Raw genomic sequence first — 14999 nt, 5'->3', positions numbered from 1 at the left:
CCGCCTCAATGCCCCCATGGACGGCAGCCTGCCACCGTTGCGGGGCGGGCGGTAGAGCGCATACGGCCACTCGCGGCGGCCGGTGCGGTCAGGACCAGCGGCCGGTGCGGGCCAGCAGTACGGCCGCCGCCGCGGTGCCCGCGGTGGAGGTGCGCAGGACGCTGCGGCCGAGGCGGTGGGGCCGCGCTCCGGCCGCGGCGAAGAGCGCCAACTCCTCGGGGGAGACGCCCCCCTCGGGTCCGACGACCAGCACGATGTCGCCGGAGGCGGGGAGTTCGGCGGCGGCAAGGGGCGCGTCGCCGCTCTCGTGGAGTACGGCGGCGAAGTCGGCGGCGGCCAGCAGCGAGGCGACCTGCTTGCTCGTGGCCGCGTCCGCGACCTCGGGGAAGCGGACCCGGCGGGACTGCTTGCCGGCCTCCCGGGCCGTGGCCCGCCACTTGCCGAGCGCCTTCGGGCCGCGCTCGCCCTTCCACTGGGTGACGCAGCGGGACGCCGTCCAGGGCACGATCGCGTCGACGCCGACCTCGGTCATCGTCTCCACGGCCAGTTCGCCGCGGTCGCCCTTGGGCAGGGCCTGCACGACGGTGACGCGGGGTTGTTCCGCGGGCTCCTCGCGCACCTTCTCCAGGCCGGTGACGACCAGGCGGTCCTTGCCCTCGGCGGCCTTGACCACGCCCTCGGCCCAGCGTCCGCGTCCGTCGGTGAGGACGACGGCCTCGCCGGTGCGCAGCCGCTTCACGGAGACGGCGTGCCGTCCCTCGGGTCCTTCGAGGACGTACTCGCCCCCGGGCAGGTCCTCGGGCCGCAGGGAGGCGGCCACGAACACCGGTGCCGTCATCGGGCGCCGCCTCCCGTCGCGTAGTCCGACAACGCCGTCCCGGCGGACGCGAGTTCGGCCGCCAGTACCTCCACCACTTGCCCGGCGGGCAGTTCCCTGGCCATCCGGTGGCCCTGCCCGGCCCAGAGCGCCATGCCCTGCGCGTCGCCCGCCTGCGCCGCCGCCTTGCGCAGCGGCGCGGTGAGGTGGTGCACCTCGGGGTAGGCGGCGGGGGCGTAGGGGCCGTGCTCGCGCAGGAAGCGGTTGACCAGGCCGCGGGCGGGGCGGCCGGAGAAGGCGCGGGTCAGCTCCGTGCGGACGAACAGGGGGTCGGTCAGGGCCCGCTTGTGCAGGGCGTGCGCGCCCGACTCGGGGGTGGCGAGGAAGGCGGTGCCGAGCTGGGCCGCGCTCGCGCCGGCCGCGAGTACCGCGGCGATCTGGCCGCCGCGCATGATGCCGCCCGCGGCGAGGACGGGCAGGCTCACCGCCTCCCGGACCTGGGCGACCAGCGACAGCAGTCCGGTGCCGGTGCCGCCGGTCTCCGGGTGGTCGCGGTGGGTGCCCTGGTGGCCGCCGGCCTCGAAGCCCTGCGCGATCACCGCGTCGGCGCCGGAGTGCTCGACGGCCCTGGCCTCCTCCGCGGTGGTCGCGGTGACCAGGGCGAAGGTCCCGACGCGGTGCAGGGAGTCGACGACCTCGCCGCTCGGGACGCCGAAGTGGAACGACACCGCCGGCACCGGGTTGTCCAGCAGCACCGCGAGCTTGGTGTCGTAGCCGTCGTCACGGCCGCTCTCGGGGTCGCCCAGCTCCGTCTCGTACCAGGCGGCCTCGCCGGCCAGTTGGTGGGCGTAAACGTCCACGGCGGAGGGGTCGGCCGTCTCCGGCTGCGGCATGAAGAGGTTGACGCCGAAGGGGTGGTTGGTGAGCCCCCGCAGCTCCTTGATCTCCTGGTACATCCCGTCCGCGGTCTTGTACCCGGCGGCCAGGAATCCCAGCCCGCCCGCCTCGCAGACCGCCGCCGCGAGCCGCGGCACGGAGATGCCGCCCGCCATGGGCGCCTGCACGATCGGGTAGGGGAAGAGATCGGTCAGTGCGGAGGACATGACGGCATGTTGTCACGTCCTCCGAACAAGTCCGAATCCGGGCTTCCGTTGGCATAAGCCAGAAGCATCCGCATCCTCGAACCCCGCCCGAGCAGCACCGCGGCCGGCCTCAACGCCCGTTGAAGGCGTCCTTCAAGCGCGAGAACAACCCCTGCCGACCCGGCTGACTGCGACTGCCCGGGGGACAACCCCCGGACCCCCGGCAGACCCCCCGCACCCGGCGCCGACCGACGGCCCCCGCCTCCGGCGCCACCGCCTCAACGCCCGTTGAAGGCGTCCTTCAGGCGCGAGAACAACCCTTGCTGGCCGGGCTGGAACTGGCCCTGGGGCCGTTCCTCGCCGCGGAGTTTGGAGAGTTCTCGCAGGAGGCGTTCCTGTTCGACGTCGAGCTTGGTCGGGGTGGTCACCTCGACGTGGACGATGAGGTCGCCCCGGCCGCCGCCGCGCAGGTGCGTGATGCCCCGGCCGTGCTTGGGGATCGACTGGCCGGACTGGGTGCCCGGACGGATGTCGACCTCCTCCATGCCGTCGAGGGTCTCCAGCGGCACCTTCGTGCCGAGGGCCGCCGCCGTCATCGGGATGGTGACCGTGCAGTGCAGGTCGTCGCCGCGGCGCTGGAAGGTCGAGTGCGGCAGCTCGTGGATCTCGACGTACAGGTCGCCCGCGGGGCCGCCGCCGGGGCCGACCTCGCCCTCGCCCGCGAGCTGGATACGGGTGCCGTTGTCCACGCCGGCCGGGATCTTCACCGTCAGGGTGCGACGGGACCTGATCCGGCCGTCGCCCGCGCACTCGGGGCACGGGGTGGGCACGACGGTGCCGAAGCCCTGGCACTGGGGGCAGGGGCGGGAGGTCATGACCTGGCCCAGGAAGGACCGGGTGACCTGCGAGACCTCACCCCGGCCGCGGCACATGTCGCACGTCTGGGCACTCGTGCCCGGCGCCGCGCCCTCGCCGTTGCAGGTGTTGCAGACGACGGCCGTGTCGACCTGGATGTCCTTGGTCGTGCCGAACGCCGCTTCGTTCAGCTCGACCTCGATGCGGATCATGGCGTCCTGGCCGCGGCGGGTGCGCGAGCGCGGCCCGCGCTGCGACGCCGTGCCGAAGAACGCGTCCATGATGTCCGAGAAGTTCCCGAAGCCACCCGCGCCGAAGCCGCCCGCGCCACCGCCGGCGGCCTGCGAGAGGGGGTCGCCGCCGAGGTCGTAGACCTGCTTCTTCTGCGGGTCCGACAACACCTCGTAGGCGGCGTTGATCTCCTTGAACCGCTCCTGGGTCTTCGGATCGGGGTTGACGTCCGGGTGCAGCTCGCGGGCGAGCCTCCGGAACGCCTTCTTGATCTCGTCCTGGGACGCGTCGCGGCGTACGCCGAGTACGGCGTAGTAGTCCGTGGCCACCTACGACTCCGCCAGGATCTGTCCGACGTACCGTGCCACTGCGCGTACCGCTCCCATCGTTCCCGGGTAGTCCATGCGGGTCGGTCCGACCACGCCGAGCTTGGCAACCGCCTCGCCGCCCGAACCGTAGCCCACCGACACGACGGACGTGGAGTTGAGTCCCTCATGGGCGTTCTCATGACCGATACGTACGGTCACGCCCGGATCCTTCGCCTCGCCGAGCAGCTTGAGAAGCACGACCTGCTCCTCAAGCGCCTCCAGCACCGGCCTGATCACCAAGGGGAAGTCGTGCCCGAAGCGGGTCAGATTGGCGGTGCCGCCGATCATCAGCCGCTCCTCGTTCTCCTCGACCAGCGTCTCCAGGAGAGTGGAGAGCACGGTGGAGACCGTACCGCGATCCTCGGCCTCGAAGGGCTCCACCAGATCTTCCACCAGACTCGGCACGTCCGAGAAACGCCGCCCCGCCACACGGCTGTTGAGCCGCGCCCGCAGGTCCGCGAGGGACGCTTCGCCGAACGGCGCCGGGCAGTCGACCATCCGCTGCTCGACCCGGCCGGTGTCCGTGATCAGCACGAGCATCAGGCGCGCGGGCGCCAGGGAGAGCAACTCCACGTGCCGCACGGTCGAGCGGGTCAGCGACGGATACTGCACGACGGCGACCTGCCGGGTCAGCTGCGCGAGCAGCCGCACCGTGCGGGCCACCACGTCGTCGAGGTCGACGGCGCCCTCCAGGAAGCTCTGGATGGCACGCCGCTCGGGCGCGGTCATCGGCTTGACGCCGGCCAGCTTGTCGACGAAGAGCCGGTAGCCCTTGTCGGTCGGGATGCGCCCGGCGCTGGTGTGCGGCTGGGCGATGAACCCCTCGTCCTCCAGGGCCGCCATGTCATTGCGCACGGTGGCCGGGGAGACGCCGAGGCTGTGCCGCTCGGTGAGGGCCTTGGAACCGACCGGCTCCTCGGTGCCCACATAGTCCTGGACGATGGCGCGCAGCACCTTGAGCCTGCGTTCACTGAGCATCCGCGCACACCTCCAGAAGTCGTCCGCCCGGCGTCTTGCCCGTCTCACTGTCTGGCCCTGGCACTCATGGCGCGCGAGTGCCAGACTTCCCCGGCCCAGTCTACGGCCGTGGGGTACGCCCCCGGCAAGGCCGGGGCCATGCCGACGTGCGCCGAGGTGCCGACCGGGCCTAGCGTCGGCGCCGTGACGGTGACGTGGAAGGACCTGGGGTGGGAGCGGCTGGCGGCCGGGGTGGGCCGGTGCCGGCTGCCGGGGTGGGACTGCACGGCGGGGCTGGTCCTCGGCCCGGACGCGGCGCTGATGGTCGACGCGGGGTCGGGCCCGGCCGAGGGCGCCCGGTTGCGCGCACAGGCGCACAGGCTCGCCGGTCGCCGTGTGACGCATCTCGCGCTGACCCACCCCCACTTCGACCACGTCTTCGGCGCCGCCGCGTTCCCGGACGCGCAGGTGTACGCCGCGGCGGGCACGGCCGCGCTGTTCGCGCCGGGCGGACGGGGGCGGGAGGCGCTGTGCGCGGACGCGGTGGCGGAGGGGCTGGACGCGCGGTCGGCCCGGGAGGCGGCCGACGCCCTCGTGCCGGTCGGCCACGAGGTCGGCGGCGGGCGGAGGCTCGACCTGGGCGGCGGCCGGCGGGTGCTGCTCGCCGACGTGGGCCCGGGGCACACCGGGCACGACCTGGCGGTGCTGGTGCCGGGCGAGGTGGCCGTCGTCTTCTGCGGCGACCTGGTCGAGGAGTCGGGGGAACCGCAGGCGGGTCCCGACGCCGTGCCGTCGCACTGGCCGGCCGCGCTCGACCGGCTGCTGGAGCTGGGCGGCGAGGACGCGCGGTACGTGCCGGGGCACGGAGCGGTGGTGGACGCGGCGTTCGTCCGGGCCCAACGGGACGCGCTGGCCGCCCGGTTCGGCGTGTCGCGCTGATCACGGCGCGCCCGCTTCTCGTATCGTCGTCAGAATGCGCCAGTACTCCGCCGACCTGACCCCTCCGTGGAAGAAGCCGCAGCCCGTCCCGGAGGTTCCGGCCGATTCCGGCCTGGTGGTCGAGGAACCCGGCACCGGGTTCTGCGGCGCGGTGATCGGCTGCGAGGCGGGCACGGTGACCCTGGAGGACCGCTTCGGCAAGCACCGGGTGTTCCCGATGGAGCCGCGCGGCTTCCTGCTGGAGGGCCAGGTGGTGACCCTCGTGCGGCCCGCCTCCGGTCCGGTACGGCCCGCCCGTACGGCGTCCGGTTCGGTCGCCGTCCCCGGCGCACGCGCGCGGGTGGCCCGCGCCGGGCGCATCTACGTCGAGGGGCGGCACGACGCCGAGCTGGTCGAGAAGGTGTGGGGCGACGACCTGCGCGTCGAGGGCGTGGTCGTGGAGTACCTGGGAGGCGTGGACGACCTGCCGTCGATCGTCGCCGACTTCGCGCCGGGCCCGGACGCGCGGCTGGGCGTCCTGGTGGACCACCTGGTGCCGGGCTCGAAGGAGTGGCGGATCGCGCAGTCGGTGACCAGTGACCACGCGCTGGTCGTGGGCCACCCCTACATCGACATCTGGGAGGCCGTGAAGCCGTCGGCGCTGGGAATCGCCGAGTGGCCGCGGATCCCGCACGGGCAGGACTGGAAGACGGGGGTCTGCCGAGCACTGGGCTGGCCGCCCGAGAACACCGGGGCGGTGTGGCAGGCGATCCTGGCACGGGTGAACTCGTACAAGGACCTGGAGCCGGAGCTGTTGGGGAGGGTCGAGGAGCTGATCGACTTCGTCACGGGTAGCGGTGGGGCCTGACCTTCTCGTAGACGGCGAACTCGCTGGTGTCCAGTTCGACGCCGATGGTCTCCAGCGGTGTGAGGTCACCGAACTTCGTGAGTCGCTGGCACCGGTAATCAGCGTGTTCACCACGGCCCGTCGGCTCGGTGAGCAGGACGCACTGCCCCATGACTGGGTCGATGATCAGGTAAGCGGGCACCTTGGCCGCTGCGTAGATCGAGCGCTTGACTCCGTAGTCGCGGTCGACGCTCGTCTTGGAGACAACTTCGACAAGCATGGTGATGACCTCGGACGGCATCAGGCGTCCGTGCTCAGGGCCGACGCCCCGTTCGATCACCACGAGATCCGGCTGGGGCTCGCTGGACTCTTCGAGGATCGCGATGTCCTGAGTCTGGAGTCGCCGCCAGCCTCGGCGGGGAATCTGGTCCACCACCGCTTCCACGATGTCGTTGTGAGCTACGTCCGGCCCCGCCATCATCACGATTTCCCCCCGGAGGAGCTCGACCTTGAATTCCTCGGGAAACACGAACTCCTCGAAGAACGTCACGATGTCGGTGGTCCTCGGTCGGTCATCCACAGCGGTCATCTCCGCAGCCCTCCGGTTTCCGCCACCGTGCGATTGCGGCAGCAGCTTACGAACCAGATTAGGGACCGAACCCGCGTCTCGCGCCGATTCACTCCCCCGAGGGATCAGTCCACCAGGTCACGCACCACCGCGTCCGCCAGCAGCCGCCCGCGCAGGGTCAGCACCGCGCTTCCCGCCTCGTAGGGGCCCTCCTGGAGGAGGCCGTCGGACAGGGCTCGGTGTGAGGCCGCGAGTCCCTCCTCGTGCAGCAGGGACAGCGGCACGCCCTCCCGCAGCCGCAGTTCCAGCAGGATCCGCTCCACCCGGCGGTCCTCGTCCGTCAGGATCTCGCGTCCGGCACCCGGCGACCTCCCCGCCGCCAGTGCCGAGGCGTACGCCCCCGGGTGCTTCACGTTCCACCAGCGCACGCCGCCCACGTGGGAGTGGGCGCCCGGCCCGGCGCCCCACCAGTCGGCGCCCCGCCAGTACAGCTCGTTGTGCAGGCAGCGCCCCGCGTCCGAGGCGGCCCAGTTCGACACCTCGTACCAGTCGAAGCCCGCCGCCGAGAGGGTCTCCTCGGCGATCAGGTACCGGTCGGCGTGGACGTCGTCGTCGGTCGTCGGGACCTCGCCGCGCCGGATGCGCCGGGCGAGCCCCGTGCCCTCCTCCACGATCAGGGCGTACGCCGAGACGTGGTCGGGTCCGGCGCCGAGCGCGGCGTCGAGCGAGGCCCGCCAGTCGTCGTCGGACTCGCCGGGGGTGCCGTAGATCAGGTCGAGGTTGACGTGCTCGAAGCCGGCGGCGCGGGCCTCGGCGACGCAGGCCTCGGGGCGGCCCGGGGTGTGGGTGCGGTCCAGCACCTTCAGGACGTGCTGCCGGGCGCTCTGCATGCCGAAGGAGATCCGGTTGAAGCCGCCCTCGCGGAGGGTGGCCAGATACGCCGGGTCGACCGACTCGGGATTGGCCTCCGTGGTCACCTCCGCGTCCGCCGCGAGACCGAACTCCTCGCGGATCGCGCCCAGCATCCGCACCAGGTCACCGGCGGCCAGCAGGGTGGGCGTACCGCCGCCGACGAAGACCGTGCGGACCTCGCGGGGGTCGTCGCCGAGCACCTTGCGGGCCAGGCGGACCTCGTCGGCGAGCGTCTCGGCGTAGTTGTCGCGGGAGGCGAGGACGCCGCCGGTGCCGCGCAGCTCGGTCGCGGTGTAGGTGTTGAAGTCGCAGTAGCCGCAGCGGGTCGCGCAGTACGGCACGTGCAGATAGAAGCCGAGGGGGCGGTCGGCGGCCCCGGCGAGGGCGGGCGCGGGCAGGGCGCCGTCGGCGGGGACGGGTTCGCCGTCGGGGAGTGCGGAGGGCATGCGTTCCATTGTCCCGTACGGCCGGGGTCACCCGGTCTGGAGCACCAGCAGCGCGAGGTCGTCCTCCGGGGGCCGGGGCCCGAAGTCGTGCACCAGCCGCCTGATGCGCTCGGCGACCAGGCCGGCGTCCAGCCCCGCGCACCCGGCGAGCGCCGCCGCGAGGCCGTCGCCGTCGTCGAACTGGCGGGAGCCGCTGCGCCGCTCGGTGACCCCGTCCGTGACGCACAGCAGGGTGTCGCCGGGGCGCAGCTCGAAGGTCTCACTGACGTACGTCGCGTCCTCGACGACCCCGAGGAGGGTCTGCGGCCTCGCGACCGTGCACACCGTGCCGTCGGGCTCCAGGAGCAGCGGCAGCGGGTGCCCGGCGGAGGCGAGGGTGCAGCGGACGCCGCCGTCGAAGGGGACCAGTTCCCCGTAGAGCAGGGAGAGGAAGCGGGTCTGCGGCCCGTCGCCCGGGGCAACCGGTGGCCCGCCCGTGGCGACCAGGGCGCGGGCGGCGGCGTCGGCGGCCTCGGTGGCGTCGTCGAGGAGGAGCTGGTTGAGGCGGTCGAGGACATCGGGGACGCCGTACTCCTCGCGGGCCAGCAGCCGCAGCCAGGGCCGGGCGAGCCCGATGACGACGGCGGCCTCGGGGCCCTTGCCCTGGACGTTGCCGACGGCGAAGCACCAGCGGCCGTCGCCGGCCGGGAAGAGGTCGTAGAAGTCGCCGCTGGGGCCGCCCCTGTCACAGGGTTCGTGGACGAGGGCGCTGCGCACGCCGGGGATCTCGGCGACGGCGCCGGGCAGCAGGCCGCGCTGGAGGACGGCGCTGATAGTGGCCTGGCGGGCGTACTGGCGGGCGGTGCTGATGGCGAGCGCCACCCGGCGGCAGAGGTCCTCGACGAGGCCGGTGATCTCGTCGGGGAAGCCGGAGGGGCCGGGGGTGTCGGCCCGGCCGACGACCAGGGTGCCCAGCGGTCTGCCGCCGGCGACCAGGCGGAAGGCGAGCGCGGTGCCGTGCGGGCCGAGCGCCTCGCCGGGCCAGGGATGGCCGACGGGTCCTGAACGCCACGGGTCGCGCGGGCGGGGCGGGTCTTTCTCCAGGGCCCGGCGCAGTGCGTCGAGGCGGCCCCCGTCGGCGTGCCACACGCGGGCCGGCCGGGCGCCGACGGCCGCGCCGGGGGCGTCGCTCCAGGCACCCCGGCCCGGGGACTCGTCCTCCAGCCATACGGCGCACCAGTCGGCGAGCCGCGACACGATCAGCCGGCCGGTGAGGGAGGCGACCCGTTCCTCGTCGAGCTGCCCGGCCAGGAGGTCGGAGGCCTCGGCGAGGAACGACAGGGCGCCGCGCCCCAGCCACTCCCGGTCCCGGACACCGCACGGCCCGCCCCCGACCGCACTGTCCCGCCAGTCCCCCAGCCGCACACCCCCCGCCCGCCCGACCTCCACGCCCCCGCGCCGCGAGCCACCTGGGCCTTCCGCACCCCCGGGGTCCCCTCGGCCACCAGGCCCGTCCGGGCCCTCCGCACTGCCGGGGCCACCTGCGTCACCCGGGCCACCTGCACCGCCGGGGCCACCCGCACCACCGGAGCCACCCGCACCACCGAGGCCACCCGCCCCACCAAGGCCACCTGCGTCACCCGGGCCACCTGCGTCACCCGGGCCACCCGCACCACCGGAGCCACCCACCCCACCGGGGCCACCTGCACCGCCGGGGCCACCCGGGCCACCGGAGCCACCCGCACCACCGAGGCCACCCGCCCCACCAAGGCCACCTGCGTCACCCGGGCCACCCGCACCACCGGAGCCACCCGCCCCACCGGGGCCACCTGCACCGCCGGGGCCACCCAGGCCACCGGAGCCCTCCAGGAGACCCGCACCACCCGGGCCACTCGGATCACCCACGCCACCCACGTCACTCGGGCCACCGGAGCCACCGGAGCCACCGGAGCCACCGGAGCCACCGGAGCCACCGGGATCTTGCACCCCTTCCGGCCCCCCGCCGGGTTCCTCCCCCGGTGTGTCCACGGCCAGGGGAGGCGTGTGCCGCGGGTCGCGGCCCGTGGCGTATGTCTCGAACCGTTCGGCGATGTCGGCGCCCGCGGCCGGCAGCCGGGCCCAGACCGTCTTGACACCCGGGCGGTACGTGATGCCCCAGGCCTCCGAGAGCGCGGAGACCAGCCGCAGGCCGCGGCCGTACTCGGGAGTCTCGTGCGGCCTCTCGTACTCGCCGCCGCTTCTCGGTGCGCGGGAGGGATGGTGGTCCGTGGTCTCGACGACGAGCGTGCCGGTCTCCTCCAGCGTGCAGGCCACCTCGACATCGGTACCGGCGTGCACCACGGCGTTGGTGACCAGCTCGCTGACGACCACCAGGGCGTCGGCCGCGAGATGCTCGGTCAGCTGCTCCGTGCCGGGCAGCCCGAGCGCGGACCAGTCGGCGAGCGCCGCGCGCACCATCGCGCGGGCGGCACCCGGCGCCAGGGAGCTGCCCAGCAGGGACGCGTGCGCCCGGGTGCGTTCCCGGGCGCACACCTCGGTGGTGTGCGCGGGCGCCGCGCTGGCGCGGGAGACGGTCTCCCGCTGCGTCGGAATGGCCCCCATGGACGGCTCCCCGGGCAGTTCGTGCGATTCCTCGCATTCGATGCCGTCAGAGTGACAGACCGGACCTACCCATACGCGCCAAGTTGCCGAAGTGGGCCACCATGAGTGAGAACCGTGCTAAGTGGTCGGCGTCGGAAGTCCTTCAGGGGTTGATCATGCTGTCGGTGCTCCGGATGATTGCAGTGGGAGGTGATCAGCGGTTTGCCGGTCGAGCCCGGCCAGCAGATCGTCTGGGTCGGAGGTGGTGAACTTCCACTGGAACGGCTGTGCCGTGGCGTTGTAGCGGTCTTCGAATGCTCGGAGCCGATCCCCGACCTGGGCAAGGTCGGTGAAGTCGTTGGGGGAGACGACCTTGCGCTGGACGACGGAGAAGTAGATCTCCACCTGGTTCAACCAGGAGGCGTGCACCGGGGTGTGGACCATCACCGCGTTCGGGAACGTGGAGGTCAACCGGTCGGCGGCTTTGTCTCCGCGGTGGGAGGAGCCGTTGTCGACGATCCAAAACACGGGCTTGGCGCTGGCGTACGGCTCTTGCCTCATGACCTGGGCGACGAGACTCATGAATGGCTGATGCCGGTCTTGGGCTCGGCGCGGCCGAACACCTTCGCTTGGTGGACGTCGTAGGCAGCAAGACAGGCCAACGCGCCGCCTCGGCCGTAGGTGTGGTTGACGCGCATCGCTCGGGCTCGACCGGGCGGCAGGGTGGGATGACAGCGGCAGCGCGCTTGGATAGAGGTCTTCTCGTCCGCGCTGATGACGTACTCGTCCTCTTCGAGCGGCTGCTCTTTCCAGGTACGGGCGTAAAGGTCGAGGCCCCGCTCGGCCTTGCCCCGGAAGTCGGGGTCTGTGATGAAGATCCACGACTGGTGCTGCCAGGGCTTGAGCACGTCCTGGCGGAGCCAACGACGCACCGTGGAAGCGGATATGGCGTCGGTGATGCCGCGCGCGGTCAGCTCGGCGGCGAGCTCCGGGCACGACCACCGCGACAGAGGCGCGCCGCTTTCGGCGGGCAACTGACAGGCCGGTGCCTTGGTCTCGGCAACCTGCACGGGGGTGAAAAAGTGGTGGCCGTCCTGAGCGTTTGCGGTCCGCCAAGACCGGCGGCGTACAGGGGGTTCAGCGCACCGGCGCGGCTGTCTTGGGCCAGACCTTGTTGCCCAGGCGCAGGAAGAGGCGACGCAGCGGGTTGGCGTCGTTGCTCTGGAGGTTGGTGGCGACCCACCCGGGGTATGCGGTCAGGGCGCGGGCGGGTGAGCCCGCTGCGGTGAGGCGCCGCTGAACGCTGCGTCCAGTCAGATCGCGGGACCGCTGCGACAACGTTCCGTCTGCTTCCCCCCAGACCGATCTGCTCGTAGTCCTAGGGCCGCAGTGCCCCGGATCGGTCCGCGAAGCACGGCCTGGAGCAGGTGCTTGCGTTGTTCGGTTGAGCGGGAGGTGGGCATCCATCCGGGCTTCGGGGCCGTAGAGCACGGTGTGCCCGTTCATGCCATGGCCTTCGTGCGGGAGGGAAGAAGTGAGCTCCCGTAACCGGTCGGCGAACTGGTCCGCCGGGACGGGCGTCGGCGGGGTGTTGGCGTTCGGGCTGGTCCAGTCGGCGGCGGCCGCGCCGTCCTGCGGCGCGCCCATGCCCGCGAAGGCGCCGCCAGAGCCCGCCAGCACCAGGACGTACAGCCGGTCGCGGAGGTGATCAACGAAGACCTGGTAGCCGTTGCGGGTGCCCGCGCCCATCGCGGTGAGCACGTCCAGCCCGGCCGCTATGGGTTCCCCAGCGCGTCACCTGTTCAGTGACCATGCTCGCTGAACGTCGGCGGCTTTCCGGGGCTTGACGCATCGGGTCGGCGTCGGGCTCGGGTTTCGGTCCAGGCGAGCAGGACGGCGGGGAGGGTGGCGGCGATCGTGATGGCGAGAACCCACAGGAACGTGGCCCCGAATCCTTCGGCCTGCCCGGCGGGCGTGGGGTGGTGGCGGAGCTGGTGGGTGAGGACGACGGTGAGCACGGCGGTGCCGATCGCGCCGCCGACGCGCTGGAGGACGTTGAGCTGCGGGGTGGCATCGGGAATCTTGTCGTGCGGCACGGCCCGGTAGGCGGCGGTCATCACCGGGATGATCGACAAGCCGAAGCCGATACCGCGCGCGACCATCACGAGGCACACCAGAACGTAGGACGTGGTCGCGCTCAGGAACACGAACGGAACGGTCGAGACCGCCAGCACGGCAGCTCCCGAGAAGGCGGTGATTCCGGCGCCCCAGCGGTCGGTGAACGGCGCCGCGAGCAGGGCTCCGATCCCGGTCGGCGCGAGCAGGAGCCCGGCGACGACGACGCTTTCACCGCGGACGGTCTGGAAGTACAGGGGCATGAGGATCATCCCGCCGTAGTTCGCGGCGCCGAGTGCGAACGTGGCGATCGACGCGGCGGTGAACCCCTGGCCGCCGTACAGCCGGAGGTCGAGCAGCGGTCGCCTCGCCCGCAGGGCGTGCGCGACGAAGCCGGCCAGGGCAGCCCCTCCGACCACCAGCCCGGTGACGGCCGCGGTGCCCGCCCCGGCCGCGGTGCCCAACTCGGTCAGGCCGTAGGTGACGCCCACGATCCCGGCGGAGGCCAGGATCAGGCCGGTCACGTCCAGCCGTCCCACGTCACCTCCCTTGTCCATAGGCAGGAGCCGCAGGGCGAGCACGACACCGGCGACGCCGAAGGGGACGTTGAGCCAGAAGATCGCCCGCCAGTCGATGCCCTGGATAAGCAGACCGCCGACGGCGGGGCCGAGGGTCGGGGCGAGGATGATCGGGATCGCGATCAGGCCCATCACCCGGCCCATCTGCGCCTTGGAGGACTGGGCCGTCCAGATCATCGTGCCGACCGGCATGATCGCCCCGCCGCCGATGCCCTGGAGCGCCCGGGAGGCGATCAGCATCCCCACGTTCTGCGAGCACGCGCACAGCACCGACGCGACAGTGAACACCGCCAGCGCGGCGACGTACAGCCGGGCGGCACCGAACCGGCGGGCCGCCCAGCCGGTCGCGGGGATGACCGCCGCGAGCGCGAGCAGGTAGGCGGTCACCACCCACTGCACCGTGTCCAGTCCGGTGTGGAAGTCGGCCGAGAGGGTGTGCACGGCGACGTTGACGATCGTCGTGTCCAGGAAGGACAGCGACGCGCCGATCATCACCACGCCCACCGCCCGGCGCAGGGTGGGCGAGAACGGCTCGGCGGGGGCGGCCGTGCCGTCCGCACCCCCTTCGGATCCGACGGGGACGGTCACGACCGCACCGCCTCCGCCTCGCGCGCCACGTCCTGCCCGGCCGTCGATCCGGCCAGTCCGTCCCGCCTCGCCTCGCCCCTGGCCTCGATCACCGCGTCGCCCATCGGTTCCGTACTCCTCACGCGCCTACAGGTTGGTAAGGCCAAGCTAAGATGGCTGCTGTGCGCATGGAGGCCAACCAATACCCCGGGACGGCCAATCTGAAGGAGTCGCGGACCACGAACAACTCACCGGAGCGTTCCGCACCCATGGACACCGGGCAATCTGCCGTCTCGCCGATCCTGTGCATCGACCGCGACACCGCCCAGGACCGCGAACAACTGCACCTGCACGCGCACCCCGAGCCAATGCTCACGTGGAGTTCGACCGCGACGCTGATGGGCAGCGTCGCGGGCCATGACTGGCTGATCCCGCCCGGCTACGGGCTCTGGGTGCCCGGGGATGTCGAGCACGCGGGCTCCGTGCTGCACGCCGGCGAAATGGTGACCATCACCTTCGCCGCCGACCGTGGCCCCCTCACCTGGACCGAGCCCACCTGCTTCACCGTCGGATCGCTGCTCGGCGAGATCATCACCCACCTGCATCACACCGCTCCCGGCGACCGCACCCGCCCGGCCGCCGAGACGCTGATGTTCCAGCTCCTCACTCCGCTGCCGGCCCATCACATCCACGTCACAGTGCCCACCGACCCGCGGGCCCGCACGATCGCCGAGCAGCTTGTCGCCCACCCGGACGACCAACGCGAACTCGCGGCCTGGGCTGATCACGTCCACACCAGCGTCCGCACCCTGTCCCGGCTGTTCCGCGCCGAGACCGGGCTCAGCTTCGCCGCCTGGCGCACCCAGGTCCGCATCCGCGCCGCCGTGTCAATGCTGGCCCGCGGTACTCCGGTCAACGCCACCGCCCGAGCGGTCGGCTACCGCAAACCCAGCGCGTTCATCGCCGCGTTTCGCCGGGTCACCGGCCAGACTCCCGGCACCTACCTGCCTCAACTGCCCTGGGGTGCGACCACTCCGCAGGTGTCTCAAGGATGAAGACCGACAGCACACCGGACGGGACAGCGGGGCCGCAGTCAACCCCCGAAGGACTTCCGGAGCCGACCACCAAGCGCGCCCGAAGACGGCCGAAAGGCGGCCGGTTTCGAGCATCCGCCGCGCG

General features: G+C 72.5%; 15 protein-coding genes. 3 read left to right on the top strand and 12 right to left on the bottom strand.

Annotation, left to right across the window (positions count from 1 at the left end; all coding sequences use genetic code 11):
* Positions 1 to 88: 88 nt before the first annotated feature.
* The 4 genes from AC4IHM_RS22430 to hrcA all read right to left on the bottom strand — a co-directional run bounded on the left by AC4IHM_RS22430 (position 89) and on the right by hrcA (position 4331).
* Positions 89 to 838, bottom strand: coding sequence for a 16S rRNA (uracil(1498)-N(3))-methyltransferase (locus tag AC4IHM_RS22430; protein ID WP_490868797.1), 750 nt, complete (start codon positions 836 to 838; stop codon positions 89 to 91).
* Positions 835 to 1920: a nitronate monooxygenase gene (locus tag AC4IHM_RS22425; protein WP_490868796.1), complete on the bottom strand. Its 1086-nt coding sequence runs from the start codon at positions 1918 to 1920 to the stop codon at positions 835 to 837. The genes AC4IHM_RS22430 and AC4IHM_RS22425 overlap by 4 nt, the downstream gene beginning before the upstream one ends.
* A gap of 257 nt (positions 1921 to 2177) precedes the next feature.
* Positions 2178 to 3314 carry a molecular chaperone DnaJ gene (dnaJ, locus tag AC4IHM_RS22420; RefSeq protein WP_490868795.1) on the bottom strand — a complete coding sequence of 379 codons (1137 nt, stop codon included), beginning with the start codon at positions 3312 to 3314 and terminating at the stop codon, positions 2178 to 2180.
* Positions 3315 to 4331 (bottom strand): heat-inducible transcriptional repressor HrcA, encoded by a 1017-nt coding sequence (gene hrcA / locus AC4IHM_RS22415; protein ID WP_490868794.1) that lies wholly within the window; start codon positions 4329 to 4331, stop codon positions 3315 to 3317. It abuts the gene before it with no gap.
* A gap of 183 nt (positions 4332 to 4514) precedes the next feature.
* On the opposite strand from hrcA, the gene AC4IHM_RS22410 reads away from it, so the two are divergent.
* Both AC4IHM_RS22410 and AC4IHM_RS22405 read left to right on the top strand, forming a co-directional pair.
* Positions 4515 to 5249, top strand: a complete 735-nt coding sequence (locus AC4IHM_RS22410) for an MBL fold metallo-hydrolase (RefSeq protein WP_490868793.1) — start codon at positions 4515 to 4517, stop codon at positions 5247 to 5249.
* A 34-nt stretch (positions 5250 to 5283) separates the two neighbouring features.
* A complete protein-coding gene (locus AC4IHM_RS22405; protein ID WP_490868792.1) occupies positions 5284 to 6096 on the top strand; it encodes a DUF3097 domain-containing protein in 813 nt (270 codons plus the stop codon).
* On the opposite strand, the gene AC4IHM_RS22400 is transcribed toward AC4IHM_RS22405, so the two are convergent.
* The 8 genes from AC4IHM_RS22400 to AC4IHM_RS22365 all read right to left on the bottom strand — a co-directional run bounded on the left by AC4IHM_RS22400 (position 6074) and on the right by AC4IHM_RS22365 (position 13963).
* The gene (locus tag AC4IHM_RS22400) at positions 6074 to 6664 is read right to left on the bottom strand and encodes a Uma2 family endonuclease (RefSeq protein ID WP_490868791.1); all 591 of its coding nucleotides are present in this window, start codon (positions 6662 to 6664) and stop codon (positions 6074 to 6076) included. The genes AC4IHM_RS22405 and AC4IHM_RS22400 overlap by 23 nt on opposite strands.
* Positions 6665 to 6768: 104 nt before the next feature.
* Positions 6769 to 8001, bottom strand: coding sequence for a radical SAM family heme chaperone HemW (hemW, locus tag AC4IHM_RS22395; protein ID WP_490868790.1), 1233 nt, complete (start codon positions 7999 to 8001; stop codon positions 6769 to 6771).
* Between the two features lie 27 nt (positions 8002 to 8028).
* A complete protein-coding gene (locus tag AC4IHM_RS22390; protein ID WP_490868789.1) occupies positions 8029 to 10581 on the bottom strand; it encodes a SpoIIE family protein phosphatase in 2553 nt (850 codons plus the stop codon).
* Positions 10582 to 10734: 153 nt separating this feature from the next.
* Positions 10735 to 11142 (bottom strand): transposase, encoded by a 408-nt coding sequence (locus tag AC4IHM_RS22385; RefSeq protein ID WP_490868788.1) that lies wholly within the window; start codon positions 11140 to 11142, stop codon positions 10735 to 10737.
* Positions 11139 to 11630: a transposase gene (locus AC4IHM_RS22380; RefSeq protein ID WP_490868787.1), complete on the bottom strand. Its 492-nt coding sequence runs from the start codon at positions 11628 to 11630 to the stop codon at positions 11139 to 11141. The genes AC4IHM_RS22385 and AC4IHM_RS22380 overlap by 4 nt, the downstream gene beginning before the upstream one ends.
* 67 nt (positions 11631 to 11697) lie before the next feature.
* Complete coding sequence (locus AC4IHM_RS22375; RefSeq protein ID WP_490868786.1) at positions 11698 to 12321, bottom strand: hypothetical protein; 624 nt, start codon at positions 12319 to 12321, stop codon at positions 11698 to 11700.
* A 41-nt stretch (positions 12322 to 12362) separates the two neighbouring features.
* Positions 12363 to 13841 carry an MDR family MFS transporter gene (locus AC4IHM_RS22370; RefSeq protein WP_490868785.1) on the bottom strand — a complete coding sequence of 493 codons (1479 nt, stop codon included), beginning with the start codon at positions 13839 to 13841 and terminating at the stop codon, positions 12363 to 12365.
* The gene (locus tag AC4IHM_RS22365; protein WP_490868784.1) at positions 13838 to 13963 is read right to left on the bottom strand and encodes a hypothetical protein; all 126 of its coding nucleotides are present in this window, start codon (positions 13961 to 13963) and stop codon (positions 13838 to 13840) included. Before AC4IHM_RS22365 ends, AC4IHM_RS22370 begins: the two co-directional genes overlap by 4 nt.
* 45 nt (positions 13964 to 14008) lie before the next feature.
* Here AC4IHM_RS22365 and AC4IHM_RS22360 point away from each other — a divergent pair, with 45 nt between their 5' ends.
* Complete coding sequence (locus AC4IHM_RS22360; protein ID WP_490868783.1) at positions 14009 to 14875, top strand: helix-turn-helix transcriptional regulator; 867 nt, start codon at positions 14009 to 14011, stop codon at positions 14873 to 14875.
* The last annotated feature ends 124 nt before the right edge of the window (positions 14876 to 14999 follow it).

It is taken from the genome of Streptomyces sp. SL06 (assembly GCF_058244745.1).
This window is presented reverse-complemented; position numbering and strand designations above follow the sequence as displayed.